Origin of the sequence: Pseudomonas palmensis, from assembly GCF_017848315.1 — a bacterium.
Taxonomy (GTDB): Bacteria; Pseudomonadota; Gammaproteobacteria; order Pseudomonadales; family Pseudomonadaceae; genus Aquipseudomonas; species Aquipseudomonas palmensis.
The window spans coordinates 21,230-45,449 of record NZ_JAFKEC010000014.1; the positions used below are offsets into that span (position 1 = coordinate 21,230).

21 protein-coding genes are annotated in these 24,220 nt (G+C 63.0%); 12 read left to right on the forward strand and 9 right to left on the reverse strand.

Features of this window, described 5'->3' with window-relative positions:
* Positions 1–60: 60 nt before the first annotated feature.
* From JZZ72_RS10490 to JZZ72_RS10505, 4 genes are all read right to left on the reverse strand, one after another.
* Positions 61–1,092 (reverse strand): ABC transporter substrate-binding protein, encoded by a 1,032-nt coding sequence (locus tag JZZ72_RS10490; RefSeq protein WP_054915954.1) that lies wholly within the window; start codon positions 1,090–1,092, stop codon positions 61–63.
* A 40-nt stretch (positions 1,093–1,132) separates the two neighbouring features.
* Positions 1,133–2,257, reverse strand: a complete 1,125-nt coding sequence (locus JZZ72_RS10495) for an ABC transporter ATP-binding protein (protein WP_043863765.1) — start codon at positions 2,255–2,257, stop codon at positions 1,133–1,135.
* A gap of 270 nt (positions 2,258–2,527) precedes the next feature.
* Complete coding sequence (locus tag JZZ72_RS10500; RefSeq protein WP_043863764.1) at positions 2,528–3,157, reverse strand: response regulator; 630 nt, start codon at positions 3,155–3,157, stop codon at positions 2,528–2,530.
* A 2-nt stretch (positions 3,158–3,159) separates the two neighbouring features.
* Positions 3,160–5,562, reverse strand: coding sequence for a PAS domain-containing sensor histidine kinase (locus JZZ72_RS10505; RefSeq protein ID WP_210014435.1), 2,403 nt, complete (start codon positions 5,560–5,562; stop codon positions 3,160–3,162).
* Positions 5,563–5,656: 94 nt separating this feature from the next.
* Between JZZ72_RS10505 and JZZ72_RS10510 the strand changes: the two genes are divergently transcribed.
* Positions 5,657–6,661: an alpha/beta hydrolase family protein gene (locus tag JZZ72_RS10510; protein WP_210014436.1), complete on the forward strand. Its 1,005-nt coding sequence runs from the start codon at positions 5,657–5,659 to the stop codon at positions 6,659–6,661.
* On the opposite strand, the gene JZZ72_RS10515 is transcribed toward JZZ72_RS10510, so the two are convergent.
* Genes JZZ72_RS10515 through JZZ72_RS10525 form a run of 3 tightly spaced genes read right to left on the reverse strand, consistent with a single transcriptional unit; the run spans position 6,658 to position 9,117 of the window.
* The gene (locus tag JZZ72_RS10515) at positions 6,658–7,422 is read right to left on the reverse strand and encodes a TerB family tellurite resistance protein (RefSeq protein WP_043863761.1); all 765 of its coding nucleotides are present in this window, start codon (positions 7,420–7,422) and stop codon (positions 6,658–6,660) included. The genes JZZ72_RS10510 and JZZ72_RS10515 overlap by 4 nt on opposite strands.
* Before the next feature lies 1 nt (position 7,423).
* Complete coding sequence (gene murU, locus JZZ72_RS10520) at positions 7,424–8,095, reverse strand: N-acetylmuramate alpha-1-phosphate uridylyltransferase MurU (protein WP_043863760.1); 672 nt, start codon at positions 8,093–8,095, stop codon at positions 7,424–7,426.
* Positions 8,092–9,117 carry an aminoglycoside phosphotransferase family protein gene (locus tag JZZ72_RS10525; RefSeq protein ID WP_058541836.1) on the reverse strand — a complete coding sequence of 342 codons (1,026 nt, stop codon included), beginning with the start codon at positions 9,115–9,117 and terminating at the stop codon, positions 8,092–8,094. Before JZZ72_RS10525 ends, murU begins: the two co-directional genes overlap by 4 nt.
* Before the next feature lie 130 nt (positions 9,118–9,247).
* Between JZZ72_RS10525 and JZZ72_RS10530 the strand changes: the two genes are divergently transcribed.
* From JZZ72_RS10530 to JZZ72_RS10580, 11 genes are all read left to right on the forward strand, one after another.
* Positions 9,248–12,052 carry an LPS-assembly protein LptD gene (locus JZZ72_RS10530; protein WP_210014437.1) on the forward strand — a complete coding sequence of 935 codons (2,805 nt, stop codon included), beginning with the start codon at positions 9,248–9,250 and terminating at the stop codon, positions 12,050–12,052.
* Positions 12,033–13,349, forward strand: coding sequence for a peptidylprolyl isomerase (locus JZZ72_RS10535; RefSeq protein WP_043863757.1), 1,317 nt, complete (start codon positions 12,033–12,035; stop codon positions 13,347–13,349). Before JZZ72_RS10530 ends, JZZ72_RS10535 begins: the two co-directional genes overlap by 20 nt.
* Positions 13,346–14,335 (forward strand): 4-hydroxythreonine-4-phosphate dehydrogenase PdxA, encoded by a 990-nt coding sequence (pdxA, locus tag JZZ72_RS10540; protein WP_210014438.1) that lies wholly within the window; start codon positions 13,346–13,348, stop codon positions 14,333–14,335. The genes JZZ72_RS10535 and pdxA overlap by 4 nt, the downstream gene beginning before the upstream one ends.
* Entirely contained in the window at positions 14,332–15,132 is an 801-nt protein-coding gene (rsmA, locus tag JZZ72_RS10545) for a 16S rRNA (adenine(1518)-N(6)/adenine(1519)-N(6))-dimethyltransferase RsmA (RefSeq protein WP_043863755.1), read from the forward strand. The genes pdxA and rsmA overlap by 4 nt, the downstream gene beginning before the upstream one ends.
* 105 nt (positions 15,133–15,237) lie before the next feature.
* The gene (gene apaG / locus JZZ72_RS10550) at positions 15,238–15,618 is read left to right on the forward strand and encodes a Co2+/Mg2+ efflux protein ApaG (protein WP_043863754.1); all 381 of its coding nucleotides are present in this window, start codon (positions 15,238–15,240) and stop codon (positions 15,616–15,618) included.
* Complete coding sequence (locus JZZ72_RS10555; protein WP_054915960.1) at positions 15,618–16,493, forward strand: symmetrical bis(5'-nucleosyl)-tetraphosphatase; 876 nt, start codon at positions 15,618–15,620, stop codon at positions 16,491–16,493. Before apaG ends, JZZ72_RS10555 begins: the two co-directional genes overlap by 1 nt.
* Positions 16,494–16,504: 11 nt before the next feature.
* Positions 16,505–16,834, forward strand: a complete 330-nt coding sequence (gene glpE, locus JZZ72_RS10560) for a thiosulfate sulfurtransferase GlpE (protein WP_043863752.1) — start codon at positions 16,505–16,507, stop codon at positions 16,832–16,834.
* A gap of 281 nt (positions 16,835–17,115) precedes the next feature.
* Entirely contained in the window at positions 17,116–19,038 is a 1,923-nt protein-coding gene (locus JZZ72_RS10565; protein WP_043863751.1) for a PrkA family serine protein kinase, read from the forward strand.
* Positions 19,039–19,154: 116 nt separating this feature from the next.
* On the forward strand, positions 19,155–20,426 hold the full coding sequence (locus tag JZZ72_RS10570) for a YeaH/YhbH family protein (protein WP_210014439.1): 1,272 nt from the start codon (positions 19,155–19,157) through the stop codon (positions 20,424–20,426).
* Positions 20,423–21,985, forward strand: a complete 1,563-nt coding sequence (locus JZZ72_RS10575; protein ID WP_043863749.1) for a SpoVR family protein — start codon at positions 20,423–20,425, stop codon at positions 21,983–21,985. The genes JZZ72_RS10570 and JZZ72_RS10575 overlap by 4 nt, the downstream gene beginning before the upstream one ends.
* Before the next feature lie 64 nt (positions 21,986–22,049).
* Positions 22,050–23,279 (forward strand): multifunctional CCA addition/repair protein, encoded by a 1,230-nt coding sequence (locus tag JZZ72_RS10580; RefSeq protein ID WP_210014440.1) that lies wholly within the window; start codon positions 22,050–22,052, stop codon positions 23,277–23,279.
* Positions 23,280–23,327: 48 nt separating this feature from the next.
* On the opposite strand, the gene folK is transcribed toward JZZ72_RS10580, so the two are convergent.
* Positions 23,328–23,837, reverse strand: coding sequence for a 2-amino-4-hydroxy-6-hydroxymethyldihydropteridine diphosphokinase (folK, locus tag JZZ72_RS10585; protein ID WP_043863747.1), 510 nt, complete (start codon positions 23,835–23,837; stop codon positions 23,328–23,330).
* A complete protein-coding gene (folB, locus tag JZZ72_RS10590) occupies positions 23,828–24,181 on the reverse strand; it encodes a dihydroneopterin aldolase (protein WP_043863746.1) in 354 nt (117 codons plus the stop codon). The genes folK and folB overlap by 10 nt, the downstream gene beginning before the upstream one ends.
* Between the last annotated feature and the right edge of the window lie 39 nt (positions 24,182–24,220).

A 24,220-nucleotide genomic window follows, 5' to 3' on the forward strand; every position in this document is an offset into this window, starting at 1 on the left:
ACTCCGAAAATCTTGGAAACAAGAGGCGTCAGCACGATGCCGACGCCCCATTGGCACGGCTTACTTGGCCGCCCAGGCGTTGAAGCGTTGTTCCAGCTGCTCGCTGTTGTCAGCCCAGAACACCACGTCGATCTGCACCTGATTGGCGATGTTCTCCGGCGTGGTCGGCATGTCCTTCTTGACCTCGTCCGTCAGCAACGCCACGGCCTTGCTGTTGGCCGGACCGTAGGCGATGTTCGAGGAGAACACCTTCTGCTGCTCGGGCTGGATCGAGAAGGCGATGAACTTCTTGGCGTCCTCGAGGTTTTTCGCGCCCTTCGGAATGGCCCAGGCATCGAAGTCGTAGATACCGCCGTTCCATACCACCTTCAGGTTGCTTTCCTTCTGCACCGCAGCGATGCGACCGTTGTAGGCCGAGCTCATCACCACGTCGCCCGAGGCCAGGTACTGCGGCGGCTGTGCACCTGCTTCCCACCACTGGATGTTTGGCTTGAGGGCGTCGAGCTTCTTGAAGGCGCGGTCCTGGCCTTCCTTGGTGCCCAGCACCTTGTAGACGTCTTTAGGTGCCACACCGTCGGCCATCAGCGCGAATTCCAGGGTGTACTTGGCACCCTTGCGCAGGCCGCGCTTGCCCGGGAATTTCTGGGTATCCCAGAAATCCGCCCAGCTGGTGGGCGCAGTCTTGAGTTTGTCGGCGTTGTAGGCCATGACGGTCGACCACACGAAGAAGCCCACGCCACACGGCTGGATGGCGCCGGCCACATAGTCGGACTCATCGCCGAACAGGGCCGGGTCGAGCTGCTCGAACATGCCTTCGTCACAACCGCGGGCCAGTTCCGGCGACTCCACCTCCACCAGGTTCCAGCTCACGCTCTTGGTGTCGACCATGGCCTTGACCTTGGCCATTTCACCGTTGTAGTCGGCGGGGATGATCTTGCCGTTGCCGGCCTTTTCCCACGGCTCGTAGAACGCCTTGACCTGGGCGGCCTTGTTGGCCCCCCCGAATGCGACCACGGTCAGGTCGGCGGCGATGGCCTGGCTTGCTGCGAACAGGCCCAGGGTCAGAGCGGTCAGCTTCAAGTGTTTGTTCATTATTGTTCTCTCCGCGTTGCTGGGATGGGTGAGGCGATCCTCACTGGGCTTCCAGAATAGGATCGAGTGCGCGACCGTGCTCGACCTCCCAGCCCAGTGGCACCACATCGCCCACGGCCAGGGCCGGGTCGAGTTCGGCGATGGGTTGCTTCACGAAGAAGTCCGCCTTGCCGCACACTTCCAGACGCACCCGCACGTGGTCGCCCAGGTAGATGAATTCGGCCACCCGCCCAGAGAAGCGGTTGACGCAGCTTTCGCTGTGACCGTTCAGGCGCACGCGCTCCGGACGGATCGACAGGGTGACCGGCTCGCCCGGCTGGCCGACGTTGACGGCCAGTGCCTCGACCTTCTCGCCACGGGGCAGCGCCACCAGGCAGCGATCGCCGGTCTGGCTGAGCAGGCGCCCGTTGATACGGTTGTTCTCGCCGATGAAGTTGGCCACGAAGGTATTCTTCGGCTCTTCATACAGGGTGCGCGGGTCGGCGATCTGCTGGATCTCGCCCTGGTGGAACACGGCCACGCGGTCGGACATGGTCAGCGCTTCGCCCTGGTCGTGGGTCACGTAGACCACGGTCACGCCCAGACGCTGGTGCAGGTGCTTGATTTCCATCTGCATGTGTTCGCGCAGCTGCTTGTCGAGGGCGCCGAGGGGTTCGTCCATCAGTACCAGTTGCGGTTCGAACACCAGGGCGCGAGCCAGCGCAACACGCTGCTGCTGGCCGCCGGAAAGCTGGCCGGGGTAGCGCTGGGCGAAGGTTTCGAGCTGCACCATGTTCAGCACGCGCTTGACCCGCTCGCTGATGTCGGTCTTGCTCAGGTTGCGCACGCTCAGCGGGAAGGCCAGGTTCTCGGCCACGGTCATGTGCGGGAACAACGCATAGTTCTGGAACACCATGCCGATGTCGCGCTTGTGCGGCGGCACGTTGTTGATCGAACGCCCGTCCAGCAGGATCTCGCCGGCGGTAGGGGTTTCGAACCCTGCCAGCATCATCAGGCTGGTGGTCTTGCCCGAGCCCGAGGGGCCGAGCAGGGTCAGGAACTCGCCTTTGCGAATATCCAGATTCAGGTCTTTGACGATCAGCGACTCGCCGTCGTAGCTCTTCTGCACACCACGGAAGCTGACCAGCACTTCGCCGGTTGCAGCGTTCGAATTCACCTCACTCATACCTGCACCTTCTTGTTGGATGACTGCTGTGACCCAAGACTAGAGAAGGCAGAAGGTGGCGCAAATCGGGGGTGCTGAGAGAATGCCATCAGCCGGATGGAAACTTGCGGGTAGGGATTGCCCTACAAGGGTGGCGTTTTCAGACACGTTGATAGCCGTGCTGCCCCCTTCGCTGGCAAGCCAGCCCCCACAAGGTTTGTCGGTACACGCCGAACCTGTGGCGGCTGGCTTGCCAGCGAAGGGATCAACCCGATGTCGTTTTTGGAACACTCACACCAGCTTGTGCTCCATCGCATACTTCACCAGCTCCGCCAGCGAAGTCACATTCAGCTTCTGCATCAGGCGCGCCTTGTGGGTGCTGATGGTCTTGTTGCTCAGCGCCAGCTGCTGGGCAATGTCGTTGACGTTCGCCCCCTGGGCCAACCGTTCGAACACCGAGAACTCGCGCTCCGACAGCATCGAGTGCAGGGGGCGCGAATCCGTCAGCCCCACCTCGAACACCATGCGGTCGGCCAGGTCCGGATCGATGTAGCGCCCGCCCCCCGCCACCCGGCGAATCGCGGTCAGCAGCAGCGCCGGATCACTGTCCTTGGTCGCGTACCCCGCCGCGCCGATCTTCAGCGCCCGCGCCGCCATCTGCGCTTCGTCATGCATCGACAGCACCAGGATCGCCGGCGGCGCGCTCAACGCGCGAATTCGCGGTATCGCCTCCAGCCCGTTCACCCCCGGCATCGAGATATCCAGCAACACCACCTCGCATTCGGTGTGGCGCAAGGCTTCGAGCAACTGCTCGCCATTGCCGGCCTCGCCCACCACCTGCATGTCCTTGGCCAGGCCGATCAACTGCTTGATGCCCTCACGCACGATGGTGTGGTCTTCGGCAACCAATACTCGAATCACTGTCAGCTCCTGTCGTTGTTCAGGGGGATGCGTACGCTCAACGTGGTGCCCTCGCCCGGTTCGCTGTCCAGGCGCATGCTGCCGCCCAGCATCAGCACGCGCTCGCGCATGCCCACCAGGCCGAACGAGGTCGGGCGCTGGTCACTCTGCACGAAACCCACGCCGTCGTCGCTGATGGTCAGGCACAGCATCGCACCGTCCAGGCCCAGGTTGATCTGCACAGTATGCGCGTGGGCGTGGCGCATGACGTTGGTCAGGGCCTCCTGCAGAATGCGGAACAGGCTGGTGGCCTTGGCGTCGCTGAGCGGCGGCAGGTTGTCCGGTACCTCGACCAGGCACGGGATCTGCGTGCGGGCCTCGAAACGCCGGGCCTGCCACTCGATGGCCGAGGCAATGCCGGCATCCAGAATCGGCGGGCGCAAGGCCGTGGCGACGTCGCGCACCAGCTGGAACAGCTGCGCGATCAGGCGCTTCATGCTGCCCAGGCGCTCGTTCAGGCCCGGGTCCAGCCCGGCATAGGCCAGCTCGCACATCGAGGTTTCCAGCTTGAGCACGGTCAGCATCTGCCCGAGCTCATCATGCACCTCGCGGGCGATCCGCGCTTTCTCTTCCTCGCGCACGCTCTCCAGGTGCGCCGACAGTTCGCGCAGTTGCTCCTGGGAGCGCGCCAGTTCCAGCTCGGCGCGCTTGCTCTGGCTGATGTCCCATACCACCCCGTCCCACACCACGCGGCCGTCGCGCAGATTGCGGGTACTGGCCTTGATGTCGGCCCAGCGCTGCTCACCCTGGCGCGTGACGATGCGGCCCTGCCACGACCAGTCCTGGTCGGTGGCCAGCGCCTGGTCCTGCACGCGGTGATAGTCGGCGCGGTCTTCGCTGTGCACCAGGTTGCGCAAGCCCATGTCCGGGTGCTGCAGTTCGATGGGCGAGTAGCCGACCAGGGCCTCGCTGCCTTCGCTGATATAGGGGAACTCCAGGTCGCCGATCGCCGGGTTGCGTTCCAGCCGGAACACCAGCCCCGGCACGTTGCCGGCAATGCCCTTGAGCCGCGCCTCGCTCTCGCGCAGCGCCGCCAGGGCACGGCGGCGCTCGGTGACGTCATTGATGAACACCACCAGGTATTCGGCATCGCGAAAGCGCAAGAAGCTCAACGACACATCCACCGGTACCAGGCTGCCATCGGCGCGCAGGCACTGGGTCTCGAAGCGCTGCGCCGCCTCGTCGCTGGCCCTTGCACGCTTCCACAGGTCCAGCCAGCGGTCCATGTGCAGGTTGGGCTCGATATCGATCAGCGGGCGATCGTTCAGCGCCCCAGAGGTATAGCCGAGCATGCTTTCGACCGCGCGGTTGGCGTAGCGCACATGGCTGTCCCAATGCACCCACAGGATGCCCACGGTGCTCTGGTCGAGGGAGAACTGGCTCAGGCGCAGCGCCTCTTCGCGGGCCAGGCGCTTGGCGATGTTTTCCCGCGCAGCCAGCAGGTTCAGCTCCAACTGCTGTTGCTGGCGCCGCTGCCAGATCACGATGAAGACGCAACTGAAGAACAGCGCCGCGAACAGCAACGCCAGGTTCTGCCAGAACCCCGGTGACTCGCTCAGGCGCGGGTAGCGGGGTTGCAGCCAGCGGTTGTGCAACTGCTCCAGGTCCTTGGCCGGGATGGCCTGCAGGCCGACCTCGATGATGTCGGCCAGTATCGGCCAGTCACGCCGCGAGCCCACCCGCAGCAACTGCGGCAAACCGATGTCGCCCACCACCACCAGATCGCTGAATTCGTTCTCGCGCGACAACCGGCTCAACTGCGCTTCATCCAGCACCGCGTAGCGCACCTGCTCGCTGAGCAACAGCTGCAAGGCCTGGCGCTCGGCCGGCACGCCTTGAAGATTCAGGTTGGAATAGGTCGCGCGCAGATAGTCGGCCAGTGAACTGGGCATGCGCACTGCCACCCGCTCGTTTTCGGCGAGCCGCTCCAGGTCCACTGCCATCGAGCCGTTGCGCGGGCCCACGATCAACTGCGGTACGCGCATGTAGGGGTCGCTGAACAACCAGCGACGCAGGCTGGCCGGGGTCTGGGTCAGCCCTGGCGCCAGGTCGATCTCGCCGCCGGCCAGGGCATGTTCGAGCGCGGCCTGGTCGGGGAAGTTGCGCCACGTCAGGTCCAGGTCCAATGCCCTGCCCAGCCAGTTCATCAGCTCGACGTTGACACCTGACAGCTGCTGCAGGCGCCGGTCGAACTGCGCGAACGGAGCCTGCAACACCAGGCCCACCCGCAAGCTGCGGTGCTGGTCGAGCCATTGCTGTTGCGCCGGGTCCAGGCGTACCGCAGCCGGTACGGATGCCTGCTCCGCGTTCGCCATAAAGGGCCAGCACAAGCAGCCGATAAACAACAGGCAGCGCAAACGCATCATCTTGAATCTCGTCAATGAAGGGACCGCCATCGAACATGGCCGTCGTCGACAAATACCATTAGGCTGCCGGTATCACTCTGGCCTGGATCGATCAATGTTCGTACTCAAACGCACGGCGCTTTCGGCGCTATGCCTGTCCTTGATACTACCTTGTACCGCACAAGTTCTGGCGCAGGAAACGCCGGCCGCCGACGCCGATGCCGCCCCGGCCACCCGCCAGGCGCTGCCCGAGCGCAGCCAGGAAGACGCCCAGGCCCTGGAGCGGCAAGTGCCCAAGGACGAGCAGCAAACCCTGCAGGCCGGCAGCGACAGCTTCCTGGCCCTGTGGAAACCTGCCAACACCCCGGCACCCGAAGGCGTGGTGATCATCGTCCCGGGTGCCGGCGAGAGCGCCGACTGGCCACGCACCGTCGGCCCCCTGCGGCGCAAGTTCCCCGATGCAAAATGGGCCAGTCTGAGCCTGAGCCTGCCGGATCTGCTGGCCGAGAGCCCGGTGGCCCGCAAGGAAACCCCAGCACCGCCCCCGCAACCGGACAAGGACGTGAAGGGCGCACCGGCCAAGGCCACGCCGGCCGATGCCAATGCCAACATCGCCCAGGCCACCGCAGCAGAAACCGAAAACAGCGAAAGCGCCGAAGCGCCCGCCAGTACCGATCCGGCGGCCAGTGAAAAGGCCGACGCCGAGCGTATCTTCGCCCGCCTGGATGCCGCCGTCGCCTACGCACAGCAGCAGAACGCACGCAGTGTGGTGCTGCTGGGCAGCGGCAGCGGTGCCTATTGGTCAGCCCGTTACATCAGCGAACGGCAACCGCCGCAGGTGCAAAAGCTGGTGATGGTCGCTGCGCAGAACCCGGCCCGCGTCGAACACAGCCTCGACAGCCTGGCCGCCACGCTCAAGCTGCCGATCGCCGACTTCTACTATGCCAACCAGGCCGGCGCCAGGCAGGCGGCCGTGAACCGCCTGCAGGCCAGCAAGCGACTCAAGGACAGCAGCTACCACCAGGTCGCCCTGACGGCCATGCCCGGCAACCAGGCTGCCGAGCAGGAGCAACTGTTCCGCCGCATTCGCGGCTGGCTGAGCCCGCAAGCGGTCGACTAGAAGCCGCGCCGCTTGCGTACCACCGCGTAGGCCTGATGCAGGTCACGGGTACGCTCGGTGGCGTCGCGCACCTGCGCCGGGCTCGCGCCGCTACCCACCAGTTTGTCCGGATGATGCCGGCTGAGCAGGCGCCGGTAGGCCTGCTTGACCTGTACAGGCTCGGTCTCGGGTAACACCCCCAGCAAGCGCAGGGCCTCGGGATAGCTGATGCCCTGATTGCCCAGGGCCGCCCGGTGCGGCTCGTAGTCGCTGGCCAGTGCCTGCACCCGGGTCGTCGACCAACCCAACTGCTGCCCCCACTGCATCAGCAGTTCGCGCTCGTGACGCCCTACCCGGCCATCGGCCCAGACCATGCGCCAGCAGGCACGCAGCAAGCCTTCGGCAGCATGGGGTTGCTGCTTGAGGCGACGCAGGTGCGGGTGCAGGCGCTCGCTGCCGCTCTTGCCCCGGTTGAATGCGGCAATCGCGCGCAGACGTGCCGGTTCGCTCATCTCCAGGCGCTGCATTTCCTGACGCGCCTGCTGGATATGTCCGTCGACCACCCGCCCTTCACTCTTGGCCAGGCGCCCAAGCAGCACGAACAGCACTTCGTCGTCGCGCAGCACCGCGCGCCCGCCCAGACGCTCGCGCAGGTGCGCCCAACTGTGCAGTTGCAGACGGCGGTCCATCGCCTGACCGAGCAATGCCCCCAGCAACGCCCCTGGAATGCTGGCGATGGCAAAACCCGCTCCGGCACCAATCACTGTGCTCGGCCACAACATGTCAGCGGCGCTCGGCGAGCAGGCGCTCGACTTCGGCAAGGCGTTCGAGGGTACCGACATCCACCCACTGGCCAGTGAAATGCTCCCCACTGACCAGGCCCTTGGCCATCGCCTGGCGAAACAGCGGTGCCAGCTTGAAGGCGCCGGCCTGGCAACCGTCGAACAGTTCCGGGTGCAGCACGGCGATCCCGCTGTAGGTCAAGGTCGGCGAAACCGCGTCGGCATCCTTGACCTGCCCGGCCTGCAGGCGGAAGTCACCTTTGCCGTGATGGCCCGGGTTGTCCACCAGCACCAAGTGCGCCAGCCCGGACAGCGACGCAGGCAGGCGACTGAAGTCGTACTCGGTCCAGATGTCGCCGTTGATCAGCGCAAAAGGCGCGTCGCCAAGCAGCGGCAGCGCCTTGTAGATCCCGCCACCGGTTTCCAGTGGTTCGCCTTCGGCGGAATAGCGGATGCTCAGGCCCAGTTGCGCGCCATCGCCCAGGTGCTCTTCGATCTGCTGTCCCAGCCAGGCATGATTGATCACCACCTCGGTGAAGCCCGCCCTCGCCAGGGCGCGCAGGTGATACTCGATCAACGGCACGCCGGCCACCGGCACCAGCGGCTTGGGTGTATGCAGGGTCAGCGGGCGCATGCGCTCGCCCTTGCCTGCGGCCAGAATCATCGCCTTCATGCGCGCGCCCCGCCTGCGGCCTGCAGGCTGTCGATCAGTTCATCCAGCTCGGCCAGCTCAGGGCGGCGGGCGATCACTTCATCTATATAAGCAAAGAACCGCGGCACATCGGCCAGGTAGCGCGGCTTGCCGTCACGGTGGCAGATGCGCGCGAAGATGCCGATCACCTTGAGGTGGCGCTGCACGCCCATCAGGTCGCTGGCACGCTGGAAGTCCTCGAAATCGGCCTGCACCGGAACGCCCAGAGCCTGCGCCCGCTGCCAGTAGTCCTTGAGCCAGCCCTCCACCCGTGCCTGCGGCCAACTGAGGAAGGCATCCTTGAACAGACAGGTGATGTCGTAGGTCACCGGGCCGTACACCGCATCCTGGAAATCCAGCACGCCCGGGTTGGGCACACTCTGCATCAGGTTGCGCGGCATATAGTCACGGTGCACCAGCACCTTGGGCTGGGCCAGGGCGCTGTCGATCAGCAGGGTGCTGATGCGTTGCCAGGCCGCCTGCTGCTCATTATTCATCTGCAGGCCCAGTTCACGGCCCACGTACCACTCTGGGAACAGCTCCAGCTCGCGGCGCAGCAGGGCCACGTCATAACTGGGCAACGGCGCCTGCATCGGCAGTTGCTGGAAGGCCAGCAGCGCCTGGATGGCATCGTCGAACAGGCCATCGGCGTTGTCGCTGGTGATCACATCGAGGTAGGTGTGGTTGCCCAGATCACTCAGCAGCAGGAAGCCGCGCTCGAGATCCTGAGCGTGAATTTGCGGCACATTGACCTCGGCGCTGGCCAATAAATGAGCAATTTCCACAAAAGGCCGGCAGTTTTCCTGCGGCGGCGGGGCATCCATCACAATAAAACTGCGTCCTTCGGCGGCCCAGCGGAAGTAGCGGCGAAAGCTCGCGTCGCTGCTGGCAGCGGTCAGGCAGCCCGCTGGAACCGGACCCCAGCCCTGTTTATGGAAAAGATTTGCCAGCTGTTCGGCCAGCCATACATTCAGGTGTTGCAGGCGTACATCATGTTCGGGCATTACATGGGTCTCCGACGGCCCTAGCCGTCAAGCGGGTCATGCTTTATTATCCAGCATCTTTTTCAGACCATCGAGAGGCGTGCGGCCCCACACGCGGGCAGATGGCACGCAGGAAGCCCGGACTAATAAGATGGCATTGAAATCCCCCGCGTTTCGTAAAAAATTCCCGTTGCTCGTCACCGGCGGTCTGCTGGCGATGCAACCCCTGGCCACGTCGTACGTGGTGGCTGCCGAGCAGTTCGACTGCCAAGTTTCCGCTGCCGGAGGTTGGGACTGCAAGCCCAAGACCAGCACCGCGAACCTGCCACCACGCCCTGTGCATGACGGTGCGGCGGTCAGCTCGACCGGCGAAACGCCTGCCCAGAGCGCCGACGGCAGTGCCGAAGCGGCGGGCAAGGGCCCAGCACTCGTCACCGAAACCAAGGGGCGCGGCCTGAAGGCACGCAGCGCCGACTACAGCCATCTGGACTGGGTACCACGCGATCAGCTGACCCCTGCCCAGCTCGCCGAAGCCGGCCCGTATTGCTCCGGTGCCTACATCGAGCCAACCCGTCCGGGCATGGATGACACCACGCCCAAGGACGAGGCGCCGACCTTCATCGGTGCCAAGGTATCGCGCTACCAGCAGGAGCAGCAGATCGCCACCCTCGCCGGTGACGTGGTGATGCGCCAGGGCAGCATGCAGGTCGAGGCCGACGAGGCCAATCTGTATCAGGCCGAGAACCGTGGCGAACTGAGCGGCAACGTCAAGATCCGCGACAACGGTTCGCTGGTGGTTGGCGATCACGCCGACATCCAGCTTGACACCGGTGAAGCCAAGGTCGACAACGCCGAGTACGTGATGCACAAGTCGCGTATCCGCGGTAACGCGCTGTACGCCAAGCGTGCCGAAAACGCGATCATTCGCCTCAAGGACGGTACCTACACCACCTGCGAGCCGAACAGCAACGCCTGGCAGCTCAAGGGCAACAACATCACACTGAACCCGGCCACCGGCTTCGGTACCGCGACCAACGTCACCCTGCGGGTCAAGGATGTACCGGTGTTCTACACCCCGTACATCTACTTCCCGATCGATGACCGTCGCCAGTCCGGCTTCCTGCCGCCATCGTTCAGTACCAGCAGCGACACCGGCTTCATGCTGGTCACGCCGTACTACTTCAACCTGGCACCGAACTACGACGCCACCTTGTATCCACGCTACATGGCCAAGCGCGGCCTGTTGATGGAAGGCGAGTTCCGCTACCTGACCAAGTCCAGCGAAGGGCAGTTCGGTGGTGCGTGGCTGAATGACGAGGAGGACGAGCGCAAGCGTCAGTCCGACTACAAGGAAAAACGCTGGCTGATCAACTGGCAGCATAAGGGTGGCCTGGACGAGCGCCTGATGACCGAAGTCGATTACACCGACATCAGCGATCCGTACTATTTCCAGGATCTGGAATCGGATCAGATCGGCGTACAGAGCCAGGACTACATCAACCAGCAAGGTGCGTTGACCTATCGAGGCGACGATTACACTGCGCGGTTGAATGTGCAGGACTACAAGCTGGCGACCATCAGCAAGATCACTCCTTACGGGCGCCTGCCGCAGGTTACGTTCAACGGCAAGCTGCCGTACAACCCTGGTGGCCTGGACTTCGCCTACAAGACAGAGTTCGTACGCTTCGAGCGTGATCTACGTAACGGCAATTTCATTGATAAAAATGGTAACCCAGAACTTCGTTATGACGAACGAGTCAGGGGCTTGGCTCGCTCCAACGGCAATCGAATCAACGCCGTACCTGAGGTCAGCCTTCCGATGGAATGGAGTTATGGCTTTATCAAGCCGTCCGTTAAGTATGCCTACACCCGGTACGACCTTGATCTAGACCAGCAAGGCAAAGACTTTCTGGCTAGTAACCAGAACTTGAACTCGAACACTCGAGAGTCGTTCAGCAGCTCACAAAGTCGTAACGTACCGATCTTCAGTGTCGACAGCGGCCTGTATTTCGACCGTGATACCCAGTGGTTCGGCAACAACTACCGTCAGTCTCTGGAACCACGTCTGTTCTACCTGAACGTGCCATACAGGGATCAGAACGACATCCCGGTATTTGATACCAGCGAAAGCACGTTCAGCTACTCATCCCTGTTCCGTGACAATCGCTTCAGTGGTTCAGACCGCATCGGCGACGAGAACAAGTTGTCGCTGGGCGTAACAAACCGCTGGATTGAAGAAAACGGCTTTGAACGTATGCGCTTCAGCATTGGTCAAGCTATGTACTTCAAGGACCGCAAGGTTCAGTTGCCTGGCATCTACTATAAAAACCGTGATGACGCGCAAGCCAATGTTTCGCCCTACGCGCTGGAACACGAGTATCGCTTTAACCGGGACTGGAGCTTGAGATCCGACTTCAACTGGGACCCGGACAGCCACAGCACACGCTCCGGCAGCACCATGTTCCACTACCAGCCGGAAGACAATGTCAACAAGATCGTCAACCTGGGTTATCGCTATCGTAACGACATAGTGCGTTACAACCAGAGCACCGGCCAATGGCAGGTGGGTGGTGGCGACTACGGCACCCCAGGCCAACCGGGCTACGTCAAGGACTACTACAAGATCCAGCAGCATGACTTCTCCGTCATGTGGCCGATCGTTCCGCAGTGGACCGCAATCGCCCGCTGGCAGCACGACTACAACCGCAACCGCACCCTGGAAGCCATGGGCGGTTTCGAATATGACAACTGCTGCTGGAAGCTGCGCCTGATCAACCGTTACTGGGTCGACTACGACGAGTTCAGTCAGGACGCACCCTCCAACGAAAAAGGCGACCATGGGATCTTCCTGCAGATCGTGCTGAAAGGCCTCGGTGGTGTAGTGGGTAAAAAGGTCGAAACTTTCCTCGACGAAGGCATTCAAGGTTACCGTGCACGTGAAGACCAAGCTTATTGACTGTCTGCGCCCGCTGATGCTGGGCGCTGTATTACTGAGCAGCACCGCGCACGCCGCGGTGCAGACCCTGGACAAGGTGGTGGCCATCGTCGACAACGACGTGGTCATGCAAAGCCAGCTGGACCAGCGCGTGCGCGAGGTCGAACAGACCATCGCTAAGCGCGGCGGCGCCACACCTCCGCCCGGCGTGCTCGACCAGCAGGTGCTGGAGCGCCTGATCGTGGAAAACCTGCAACTGCAGATTGGCGATCGTTCCGGCATCCGCATCACCGACGAAGAACTCAACCAGGCCATGGACACCATTGCCCAGCGCAACGGCATGAACATGAGCCAGTTCCGTGCGGCCCTGGCCCATGACGGCCTGTCGTTCGATGACGCACGCGAGCAGGTCCGTCGCGAGATGATCATCAGCCGCGTGCGCCAGCGCCGGGTAGCCGAACGCATCCAGGTTTCGGAACAGGAAGTGAAGAACTTCCTCGCCTCGGACCTGGGCAAGATGCAGTTGTCCGAAGAGTTCCGCCTGGCCAACATCCTGATCCCGACCCCGGAAAGCGCCAACTCGGCGGCTATCCAGGCGGCTGGCCAGCAAGCGGCCGCGATCTACCAGCAGCTCAAGCAAGGCGCCGACTTCGCCCAGCTGGCGACTGCCCGTTCGGCCAGCGAGAACGCACTGGAAGGTGGCGAGATGGGCTGGCGCAAGGCCGCCCAGCTGCCACCTCCTTTCGATCGCCTGCTCAGCACCATGGCTGTGGGTGACGTGACCGAGCCTGTACGCACACCGGGTGGCTTCATCATCCTGAAGCTGCAGGAAAAGCGCGGCGGCCAGACACAGCTGCGCGACGAAGTGCATGTTCGCCACATCCTGATCAAGCCAAGCGAAGTGCGCAGCGAAGCCGCCACCCAGCAACTGGCGGAAAAGCTCTATGAACGCATCAGCGCCGGCGAAGATTTCGCCGAGCTGGCGAAGAGCTTCTCCGAAGATCCGGGTTCAGCGCTCAATGGCGGCGACCTCAACTGGGTCGATCCGAACGCACTGGTACCCGAGTTCCGCGAAGTCATGGCCAGCACCCCTCAGGGTCAGCTGTCCAAGCCGTTCCAGACCCAATACGGCTGGCACGTACTGGAAGTCCTGGGCCGTCGCTCCACCGACAGCACCGAACAGGCACGCGAGCAGCAAGCCATGAACGTGCTGCGCAACCGCAAGTACGACGAAGAGCTGCAAAGCTGGCTGCGTCAGATCCGCGACGAAGCCTATGTTGAAATCAAGCTTCCTGGCGCCGACCAGGCAGCCCAGTGAAACACCAGCGCTTCGCCCTGACACCCGGCGAGCCGGCCGGCATAGGACCTGACCTGTGCCTGCTGCTCGCCGAGCACGCCCAGCCCCACCCCCTGATCGCCATTACCAGTCGTGATCTGCTCGTCGAGCGGGCCGCGCAACTGGGCGTGGCCGTCACGCTGCTGCCTGTCAGCCCCGCCGCCTTCCCGGATGCGCCTGCCCCTGCGGGCAGCCTGTACGTGTGGGACACGCCGCTGGCAAGCCGGGTAGTCGCCGGGCAGCTGGACAAACGCAACGCCGCCTTCGTACTGCAAACCCTGACCCGTGCGGGCCAGGGCTGCCTTGACGGGCACTTTGCCGGGATGATCACCGCGCCCGTGCACAAGGGCGTGATCAACGAAAGCGGCATTGCGTTTTCCGGGCATACCGAATTCCTCGCCGAGCTGACCCACACCACGCAAGTGGTGATGATGCTTGCCACCCGCGGGCTGCGCGTGGCCCTGGTGACCACGCACCTGCCGCTGCGCGCAGTGGCCGACGCCATCACCGCCGAACGCCTGGAGCGGGTCACGCGGATCCTGCATGCCGACCTGCAGAGCAAGTTCGGCATCGCCCAGCCACGCATCCTGGTGTGCGGGCTCAACCCGCATGCGGGTGAAGGCGGCCACCTGGGCAGCGAAGAAATAGACATCATCGAACCGACATTGGCGCACCTGCGCAGCGAAGGCATGGACCTGCGCGGCCCGTTGCCTGCCGACACCCTGTTTACCCCCAAATATCTGGAGCACTGCGACGCAGTGCTGGCGATGTACCACGACCAGGGCCTGCCGGTGCTCAAGTACAAGGGCTTCGGCGCCGCCTTGAACGTTACCCTGGGCCTGCCGATCATTCGCACATCGGTGGACCACGGCACCGCCCTGGACCTTGCCGGCACCGGCAGGATCGACACCGGCAGCCTGCAGGTAGCACTGGAAACCGCCTACCAGATGGCCGAGACCCATTTATGACCGAGCAATACCAACACAAGGCGCGCAAGCGCTTCGGCCAGAACTTTCTGCACGACGCCGGCGTCATCGATCGCATCCTGCGCTCGATCAGCGCCAAGGCAGGCGAGCGCCTGCTGGAAATCGGTCCGGGCCAGGGCGCCCTGACCCAGGGCCTGCTCAACAGCGGCGGCCAGCTGGATGTAGTGGAACTGGACAAGGACCTGGTACCGATCCTCAACCAGCAGTTCGCCGGCCGTGACAACTTCCGCCTGCACCAGGGCGATGCGCTCAAGTTCGACTTCACCAGCCTGGGCGCCGCCCCGCGCAGCCTGCGGGTGGTCGGCAACCTGCCGTACAACATCTCCACCCCACTGATCTTTCACCTGCTGGCCAACGCCGAGCTGATCCGCGACATGCACTTCATGCTGCAGAAGGAAGTGGTCGAGCGCCTGGCCGCCGGCCCGGGCGGTGGCGACTGGGGCCGCCTGTCGATCATGGTGCAGTACCACTGCCGCGTGGAACACCTGTTCAACGTCGGCCCGGGGGCGTTCAACCCACCGCCCAAGGTCGATTCGGCCATCGTGCGCCTGGTACCCCACACCACCCTGCCGCACCCGGCAAAGGATCATCGCCTGCTCGAGCGCATCGTGCGCGAAGCGTTCAACCAGCGCCGCAAGACACTGCGCAACACCTTGAAGGCCCTGCTCAGCAGCGACGAGATCGCCGCCGCCGGTGTCGATGGCAGCCTGCGCCCCGAGCAACTGGACCTGGCCGCCTTCGTGCGCCTGGCCGACAAGCTGGCCGAACAGCCGCAGTAACACCTGATAACGGCCGGTCATGCCCGCATGACTGGCCGGCAACCCCGCCGATAGCCTAGACTGATGCCATTGCCGTATTCGCGTCTGTTGCCAAGGCCCTCTTGAATGTCCGATCCCCGCTATCAGGTCGACGTCGACGTCGTTACCCGCTTCCTCAAAGAACATTCCGATCCCGAAAACGACCGCTTTGCGTTTGCCTACACCATTACCGTGCACAACAACGGTTCGGTGGCCGCCAAGCTGATGTCGCGTCACTGGCTCATCACCAATGGCGATGGCCAGGTGGAAGAGGTCAAGGGCGCCGGGGTGATCGGTCAGCAGCCGCTGATCGAGCCTGGCCAGAGCCACACCTACAGCAGTGGTGCCGTGCTCAGCACCCAGGTGGGCACCATGGAAGGCAGCTATCAGATGTTCGCCGAGGATGGCATCCGTTTCGAGGCCCCGATCAAGGCGTTCCGCCTGGCCGTACCCGGGTCGCTGCACTGATGGCGGTGTATGCCGTCGGCGATCTCCAGGGCTGCCTGCAACCGCTCAAATGCCTGCTCGAGCGGGTCAACTTCAACCCGTCGGTCGACCGCCTGTGGCTGGTCGGCGACCTGGTCAACCGCGGCCCCGAGTCGCTGGAAACCCTGCGCTATCTGTACGCCATGCGCGACTCGCTGGTGTGCGTGCTGGGCAACCACGACCTGCACCTGCTGGCCGCCTGGCACAACATCGAGCGCCTGAAGAAAAGCGACACCCTGCGCGAGATTCTCGATGCCCCGGATGCCGACGAACTGCTCGACTGGCTGCGCCGGCAAAAGCTGCTGCATTACGACGAGCAGCGCGGCGTGGCGATGGTGCATGCCGGCATTCCACCGCAGTGGACCCTGGGCAAGGCGCTGGAGCTGGCTGGCGAGGTCGAAGAAGTGCTACGCGATGACAATCGGCTCAAGCTCTATCTGGACGGCATGTACGGCAACGAGCCGAACAAGTGGAGCAAGAACCTGGGCGGGGTCGAACGCCTGCGGGTCATCACCAATTATTTCACCCGCATGCGCTTCTGCACCGCCGAGGGCAAACTGGACCTCAAGGGCAAGGAAGGCGCCGACACCGCCCCACCCGGCTACAAACCGTGGTTCGCCCACAAGGGCCGTCGCTCGCGTCACGTGAAGATCATCTTTGGACACTGGGCAGCCCTCGAGGGCCGCTGCACCGAGCCAGGCGTGTACGCACTGGATACCGGCTGCGTGTGGGGCGGTGCGATGACCCTGTTCAATGTCGATACCGGCCAGTACCACCGCTGCGAGTGCACCGAAGAAGGCACCGTACGCCCGCTGGCCAGCCCCGTGCAACCGGCTAGAATAGCCGATCAATCCTGAAGGACCCGCCCATGAGCGAATTCAAACGTATCCCTCCAGAGCAGGCTCAGGCGCTGCGTGCGCAAGGCGCCGTGGTGGTCGATATCCGCGACCAGCCCACCTTTGCCAACGGCCACATCACCGGCGCCCGCCACCTGGACAACCAGTCGGTCGCCGATTTCATCCGCGGCGCCGACCTCGACGCCCCTACCGTGGTGGTCTGCTACCACGGCAACTCCAGCCAGAGCGCGGCCGCGTATCTGGTCAGCCAGGGTTTTTCCGACGTCTACAGCCTCGACGGCGGCTTCGAGCTGTGGCGCGCCACCTTCCCGGCAGAAACCGCCCAGGGCTCCGCCGAATAATTTTTTTGTTGGCCTGCAGCCCGCGCCCTGCGCGGGCTCGCGCCAGACCAGACGAACGGTCGTGGCGAACTAATCGCCCAACCGCCCTTGACCTCGCCGATTACCAACTATCCTTAAGCCCAGGCCATCCAAAAAGGGGAGAGCCGGTACACCGGCGTGCGGGTCATCGGTAAGGTTCCAAGGGTGTTCTGGGGGGTATACAGCAGGCGGCAGTGCCGTCTGCATGCCAGCATCAACTGATCGATCCGACGTCGGCTCCACGTATCGAGCGAGGTGACGTCATGAGTATTTTTAGCCACTTCCAACAACGTTTCGAGTCCACCCGTCAGGAAGAGCTCTCGCTGCAGGAGTATCTTGAGCTCTGCAAGCAGGACCGTAGTGCCTATGCGTCGGCGGCCGAACGCCTGTTGATGGCTATTGGTGAGCCGGAACTGGTCGACACGTCGAACAACTCGCGGCTGTCGCGGATCTTCTCCAACAAGGTGATCCGGCGCTACCCCGCCTTCGAAGACTTCCATGGCATGGAAGAATGCATCGACCAGATCGTTTCCTACTTCCGCCATGCCGCACAGGGCCTGGAGGAAAAGAAACAGATCCTCTACCTGCTCGGCCCGGTGGGTGGCGGCAAGTCGTCCCTGGCTGAAAAACTCAAGCAACTGATGGAAAAGGTGCCCTTCTACGCCATCAAGGGTTCGCCGGTGTTCGAGTCCCCGCTGGGGCTGTTCAACGCCACCGAGGACGGCGCCATCCTCGAAGAAGACTTCGGCATCCCGCGCCGCTACCTGAACACCATCATGTCGCCCTGGGCGACCAAGCGCCTGGCCGAGTTCGGCGGCGACATCAGCCAGTTCAAGGTGGTCAAGCTCTACCCCTCGATCCTCAACCAGATCGCCGTGGCCAAGACCGAGCCGGGCGACGAGAACAACCAGGACATCTCGGCGCTGGTGGGCAAGGTCGATATCCGCAAGCTCGAGGAATTCCCGCAGAACGACGCCGACGCCTACAGCTATTCGGGCGCACTGTGCCGGGCCAACCAGGGCCTGATGGAATTCGTCGAGATGTTCAAGGCACCAATCAAGGTCCTGCACCCGCTGCTCACCGCCACCCAGGAGGGCAACTACAACAGCACCGAGGGCCTCGGCGCCATCCCCTACTCCGGGATTCTGCTGGCCCACTCCAACGAATCGGAATGGCACAGCTTTCGCAACAACAAGAACAACGAGGCGTTCATCGACCGGATCTACATCGTCAAGGTGCCGTACTGCCTGCGCGTGAGCGACGAGATCAAGATCTACGACAAGCTGCTGTTCAACAGCTCCCTGGCCAAGGCCCACTGCGCACCCGACACCCTGAAGATGCTGGCCCAGTTCACGGTGCTGTCGCGCCTCAAGGAGCCGGAGAACTCGAACATCTACTCCAAGATGCGCGTGTATGACGGCGAGAACCTCAAGGACACCGATCCCAAGGCCAAGTCGATCCAGGAGTACCGCGACTCGGCCGGTGTCGACGAAGGCATGAACGGCCTGTCGACCCGCTTCGCCTTCAAGATCCTGTCCAAAGTGTTCAACTTCGACCCCCATGAAATCGCGGCCAACCCGGTGCACCTGCTGTACGTGCTGGAGCAGCAGATCGAACAGGAACAGTTCCCGGCCGAGGTGCGCGAGCGCTACCTGCGCTACCTCAAGGAATACCTGGCACCGCGCTACATCGAGTTCATCGGCAAGGAAATCCAGACCGCCTACCTGGAGTCCTACAGCGAATACGGGCAGAACATCTTCGACCGTTATGTGCTGTACGCCGACTTCTGGATTCAGGACCAGGAGTACCGCGACCCCGAAACCGGCGAGATCCTCAACCGCATCGCCCTCAACGAGGAGCTGGAGAAGATCGAGAAACCGGCTGGCATCAGCAATCCGAAGGATTTCCGCAACGAGATCGTCAACTTCGTGCTGCGCGCCCGGGCCAACAACAACGGCAAGAACCCGACCTGGCTGAGCTACGAAAAACTGCGGGTGGTGATCGAGAAGAAAATGTTCTCCAACACCGAAGACCTGCTGCCGGTCATCAGCTTCAACGCCAAGGCGAGCAAGGAGGACCAGCAGAAGCACAACGACTTCGTTACGCGAATGGTCGAACGCGGCTACACGGACAAACAGGTCCGGCTGCTCTCGGAATGGTACCTGCGGGTCAGGAAGTCGCAATAAGCGGCAAGCGTCAGGCTGTCAGCGGCAAGCCCGGAGTACGCGCCGGGCCTGCAGCGACAGCGCTGCCCATCTTGAAGCTAGAAGCTTGCAGCTACTGCCTACTCCCGGAGGGGCCTATGAGCTATGTGATCGACCGACGCCTGAACGGCAAGAACAAGAGCACGGTCAACCGCCAGCGCTTTCTGCGGCGTTACCGTGACCACATCAAGAAGGCCGTCGAAGAGGCCGTGAGCCGTCGCTCCATCACCGACATGGAGCATGGCGAACAGATCAGCATTCCTGGCCGGGATATCGACGAACCGGTACTGCACCATGGACGCGGCGGCAAGCAGACCGTCGTACACCCGGGCAACAAGGAGTTCACCGCCGGCGAGCATATCGCGCGCCCGCAGGGCGGCGGTGGAGGCGGCGGCAAGGGCAAGGCCGGCAATTCCGGCGAAGGCATGGACGAGTTCGTCTTCCAGATCACCCAGGAAGAATTCCTCGAGTTCATGTTCGAAGACCTCGAGCTGCCCAACCTGGTCAAGCGTCACCTGACCGGCACCGACACCTTCAAGACCGTGCGCGCGGGCATCAGCAACGAGGGCAACCCGTCGCGCATCAATATCATCCGCACCCTGCGCTCAGCCCATGCGCGGCGCATTGCGCTGTCGGGCAGCAGCCGCGCCAAACTGCGCGCCGTCCAGGAAGAGCTGGCACGCCTGAAGCGCGAAGAGCCGGACAACTTCGGCGATATCCAGGAAATCGAAGGGGAAATAGAACGTCTGAGTGCACGTATCCACCGCGTACCCTTTCTCGACACCTTCGACCTCAAGTACAACCTGCTGGTCAAGCAGCCCAACCCCAGTTCCAAGGCCGTGATGTTCTGTCTGATGGACGTGTCCGGCTCCATGACCCAGGCCACCAAGGACATCGCCAAGCGCTTCTTCATCCTGCTGTACCTGTTCCTGAAGCGAAACTACGACAAGATCGAGGTGGTGTTCATCCGCCATCACACCAGCGCGCGCGAAGTGGATGAGGAAGAGTTCTTCTATTCCCGCGAGACGGGCGGCACCATCGTCTCCAGCGCCCTGAAACTGATGCAGGAAATCATGGCCGAGCGCTATCAGGCCAGCGAATGGAACATCTACGCGGCCCAGGCTTCGGACGGTGACAACTGGAACGACGACTCGCCCATCTGCCGCGAGATCCTCACCAAGCAGATCATGCCGTTCGTGCAGTACTACACTTATGTCGAGATCACCCCTCGCGAGCACCAGGCCTTGTGGTTCGAATACGAACGCATCGGCGAAGCCTTCGCCGATACCTTCGCCCAGCAGCAGCTGGTGTCGGCCGGCGATATCTACCCGGTCTTCCGTGAACTCTTCCAGCGCAGGTTAGCCACATGACCGCCAGAGAGCAGAAGCGCCAACCCCTTTCCACCGGGTCCGAGTGGACGTTCGAGCTGATCCAGGCCTACGACCGCGAAATCAGTCGCCTGGCCGAGCGCTACGCCCTGGACACCTACCCCAACCAGATCGAGGTGATTACCGCCGAGCAGATGATGGACGCCTATGCGTCGGTCGGCATGCCGCTGGGCTATCACCACTGGTCATACGGCAAGCATTTCCTGAGCACAGAAAAATCGTACAGTCGCGGCCAGATGGGCCTGGCCTACGAAATCGTGATCAATTCCGACCCCTGCATCGCCTACCTGATGGAGGAGAACACCATCTGCATGCAGGCGCTGGTGGTAGCGCACGCGTGCTACGGGCACAACAGCTTCTTCAAGGGCAACTACCTGTTCCGCACCTGGACCGACGCCAGCTCGATCATCGACTACCTGGTGTTCGCCAAGCAGTACATCACCCAGTGCGAGGAGCGCCACGGCATCGACGCGGTGGAAGACCTGCTGGACTCCTGCCATGCCCTGATGAACTACGGCGTCGACCGCTACAAGCGGCCCTACCCGATCTCCGCCGAAGAAGAGCGTCGCCGCCAGAAAGACCGCGAAGAACACCTGCAAAAGCAGATCAACGACCTGTGGCGCACCATTCCCAAGGGCACCGACAAGTACAACGAGAAAGACAATGCGCGCTTCCCGGCCGAACCGCAGGAAAACATCCTGTACTTCATCGAGAAGCACGCCCCGCTGCTCGAACCCTGGCAACGCGAGATCGTGCGCATCGTGCGCAAGATCGCACAGTACTTCTACCCGCAACGCCAGACCCAGGTGATGAACGAAGGCTGGGCGACCTTCTGGCACTACACCCTGATGAACGACCTGTACGACGAGGGCCTCGTGACCGAGGGCTTCATGATGGAGTTTCTGCAGTCGCACACCAGCGTTGTGTTCCAGCCAGGCTTCGACAGCCCCTATTACAGCGGCATCAACCCCTATGCCCTGGGTTTTGCCATGTACCGCGACATCCGGCGCATGTGCGAGCACCCCACAGAGGAAGACCGCCGGTGGTTCCCCGAGATTGCCGGCAGCGACTGGCTGTCGACCATCAAGTTCGCCATGAGCAGCTTCAAGGACGAGAGCTTCATCCTGCAGTACCTGTCGCCCACGGTGATTCGCGACCTCAAGCTGTTCAGCATCCTGGACGACGACCAGAAGGACGACCTGCTGGTACCGGCCATCCACGACGAAGCAGGCTACCGCACCATCCGCGAGATCCTGGCCGCGCAATACAACCTGGGCAACCGCGAACCCAACGTGCAGATCTGGAGTATAGACCGGCGTGGCGATCGCTCGCTGACGCTGCGTCACCAGCAACATGACCGCAAACCGCTGGGCGACTCCACCGACGAGGTGCTCAAGCACCTGCACCGCCTGTGGGGCTTCGACATCCATCTGGAGACCCTGCAAGGCGACCAGGTGATGAAGACCCACCACGTCCCCCCAAAGGGCGAACACGGCGAAGGTGACTACGGACGGCTGGACCTGGCTGTCGTCCACCTGTAGCCGCCCGCGCCAACCTCCGTTGTGGCCAGACAGGGTATCCTGTGGCCTCAACGGAGGTTTTTTCATGCAGATCTATAAAGTCGGTGGTGCCGTGCGCGACCGCCTGCTGGGCAGGCCGGTCACCGATATCGACTGGGTGGTGGTGGGTGCGACGGTCGAGCAGATGCAGGCCCAGGGCTACCGTCCGGTGGGGGCCGACTTCCCCGTCTTCCTTCACCCTCACAGCGGTGAAGAATATGCACTGGCGCGTACGGAGCGCAAAAGCGGGCGCGGCTATGGCGGCTTCACCTTCCATGCCAGCCCCGAGGTCACACTGGAAGAAGACCTGGTGCGGCGCGACCTGACCATCAATGCAATGGCCGAGGACGAACAGGGCCGGATCACCGACCCGCACAAGGGCCAGCAGGATCTCCAAGACCGGATTTTACGCCACGTTTCCCCCGCGTTCGCCGAAGATCCCCTGCGTGTGCTGCGCGTAGCGCGTTTCGCCGCGCGCTATGCCGGGCTGGGTTTCCAGGTAGCCCCCGAAACCCTCGCACTGATGCGCGAGCTGAGCGAGTCGGGTGAACTGCAGGCCCTTACCGCCGAGCGCAGCTGGAAGGAAATCGCCCGCGCCCTGATGGAAGAGCAACCCCAGGTGTTCATTCAGGTGCTGCGTGATTGCGGGGCGCTGAAGCAGTTGATGCCCGAACTCGACGTGCTGTTCGGCGTTCCGCAACCTGCGGCGCATCATCCTGAAATCGACACCGGCGTGCATACCCTGTCGGTGCTGGAGCAGGCGGCCCGTCACAACCAGCCGCTGACGGTACGCTGGGCCTGCCTGCTGCATGACCTGGGCAAAGGCCTGACCCCCGAAGAGGAGTGGCCGCGGCATATCGCCCATGAGCACCGCGGGCTGAAGGCGATCAAGGCGGTCAACCAGCGCTTCAAGGTACCGCGCGACTGCCAGGAACTGGCCTTGCTGGTGGGCGAGTACCATACCCATGGCCACCGGGCCCTGGAGCTGAAGGCATCGACCTTGCTGGAGTTGCTGCAGCGCTTCGACGTGTACCGGCGCCCGCAACGCTTTGAAGAGTTCATCGCCGCGTGCGAGATGGACGCGCGCGGGCGACTGGGGTTGGAGGAGCGTGATTATCCACAGGCCGCCTACCTGCGTGGCGCAGCAGACGCCGCGCGGGCAGTGGCGGTGCAGCCACTGGTAGAGAAGGGCTTCACCGGCCAGGGCCTGGGCGAGGCGATCAAGCGCGAGCGGCTGAGTGCGCTCAAGGACTACAAGGAAAGCGCCAAACCCTGAATCGATAGGCCGGCAAGGGCGGCGATTCCTGATTGCCGCCCCTGACCGTCAGTCCAGCGGCAGCGCCTTGCCATTCCAGGTGAATGGCACCGGTTCGAGCACCTGGTCGATCTGCGCCTGCTGCCACAACTGGGCCATGCTCTTGCCTGCTCCAGGGTGCACCAGTTCCGGCGCGATCAACGACAATGGCCACAAGACGAACGCATTCTTGAGAATTTCGGCCCTTGGCAACACCAGGCCGTCGAAACTGCCGTGCAGGTCACCATACATCAGCACGTCGATATCCAGCGGCAGCCCCTTGCGATCCGGAGCATAACGGCCGTTGTCGGCCTCGATGAACTTCAGGCGACGGTCCAGTTCAAGCAATGGCAGGTCGGTCAGGCCGGTGACCACCAGATTGAAAAACGGCCCGCTCTTGATGCCCACCGCCTGGCTTTCGAACACCGTCGAGCAGCGCATGTCCCTGAGCATCGCAGCCAGCGCATCGAGCCCGGCGCCGAGGTGCCGCTCGCGCTCGATGTTGCTGCCAAGGCCTAGGTATACCGGGGTCAGAGACATCCGCGCTCGATCTCCACGCCCACCCCGCTTGCCGCCGCGATGGCGCCAGGCTTGGTCAGCTTCAGTTGCAGCCAGGGAATCTGGAACTCGTCCATCAGCACCTTGGCCAGGCGTTCGGCGAACGTCTCGACCAGCTCATAGCTGGCCTGTTCGGCAAATGCCTGGATACGTGCCGTGACGCTGGCATAGTCCAGGGCCAGGCTCAGGTCGTCGCCGGCCGCCGCCGGGCGATTGTCCCAGGCGAACCGCAGGTCCAGGCGCAGGCACTGGCGAATACCGCGTTCCCAGTCATAGGCGCCGATCACGGTGTCGACTTCCAGCCCTTCGATGAACACTCTGTCCAAGCACTTCTCTCCACAGCACGACAAGGGCGCCTTGCGCCG

What these genes read in the sequence shown, in the direction of transcription:
- folK (WP_043863747.1), bottom strand. Translation starts at nt 23,837, where the DNA reads ATGTCTCTGACCCCGGTATACCTAGGCCTTGGCAGCAACATCGAGCGC.
- JZZ72_RS10530 (WP_210014437.1), top strand. Translation starts at nt 9,248, where the DNA reads ATGGCATTGAAATCCCCCGCGTTTCGTAAAAAATTCCCGTTGCTCGTC.
- glpE (WP_043863752.1), top strand. Translation starts at nt 16,505, where the DNA reads ATGAGCGAATTCAAACGTATCCCTCCAGAGCAGGCTCAGGCGCTGCGT.
- JZZ72_RS10505 (WP_210014435.1), bottom strand. Translation starts at nt 5,562, where the DNA reads ATGATGCGTTTGCGCTGCCTGTTGTTTATCGGCTGCTTGTGCTGGCCC.
- JZZ72_RS10510 (WP_210014436.1), top strand. Translation starts at nt 5,657, where the DNA reads ATGTTCGTACTCAAACGCACGGCGCTTTCGGCGCTATGCCTGTCCTTG.
- JZZ72_RS10580 (WP_210014440.1), top strand. Translation starts at nt 22,050, where the DNA reads ATGCAGATCTATAAAGTCGGTGGTGCCGTGCGCGACCGCCTGCTGGGC.
- JZZ72_RS10570 (WP_210014439.1), top strand. Translation starts at nt 19,155, where the DNA reads ATGAGCTATGTGATCGACCGACGCCTGAACGGCAAGAACAAGAGCACG.
- JZZ72_RS10575 (WP_043863749.1), top strand. Translation starts at nt 20,423, where the DNA reads ATGACCGCCAGAGAGCAGAAGCGCCAACCCCTTTCCACCGGGTCCGAG.
- JZZ72_RS10555 (WP_054915960.1), top strand. Translation starts at nt 15,618, where the DNA reads ATGGCGGTGTATGCCGTCGGCGATCTCCAGGGCTGCCTGCAACCGCTC.
- murU (WP_043863760.1), bottom strand. Translation starts at nt 8,095, where the DNA reads ATGAAGGCGATGATTCTGGCCGCAGGCAAGGGCGAGCGCATGCGCCCG.
- apaG (WP_043863754.1), top strand. Translation starts at nt 15,238, where the DNA reads ATGTCCGATCCCCGCTATCAGGTCGACGTCGACGTCGTTACCCGCTTC.
- JZZ72_RS10495 (WP_043863765.1), bottom strand. Translation starts at nt 2,257, where the DNA reads ATGAGTGAGGTGAATTCGAACGCTGCAACCGGCGAAGTGCTGGTCAGC.
- JZZ72_RS10565 (WP_043863751.1), top strand. Translation starts at nt 17,116, where the DNA reads ATGAGTATTTTTAGCCACTTCCAACAACGTTTCGAGTCCACCCGTCAG.
- JZZ72_RS10515 (WP_043863761.1), bottom strand. Translation starts at nt 7,422, where the DNA reads ATGTTGTGGCCGAGCACAGTGATTGGTGCCGGAGCGGGTTTTGCCATC.
- JZZ72_RS10525 (WP_058541836.1), bottom strand. Translation starts at nt 9,117, where the DNA reads ATGCCCGAACATGATGTACGCCTGCAACACCTGAATGTATGGCTGGCC.
- rsmA (WP_043863755.1), top strand. Translation starts at nt 14,332, where the DNA reads ATGACCGAGCAATACCAACACAAGGCGCGCAAGCGCTTCGGCCAGAAC.
- JZZ72_RS10490 (WP_054915954.1), bottom strand. Translation starts at nt 1,092, where the DNA reads ATGAACAAACACTTGAAGCTGACCGCTCTGACCCTGGGCCTGTTCGCA.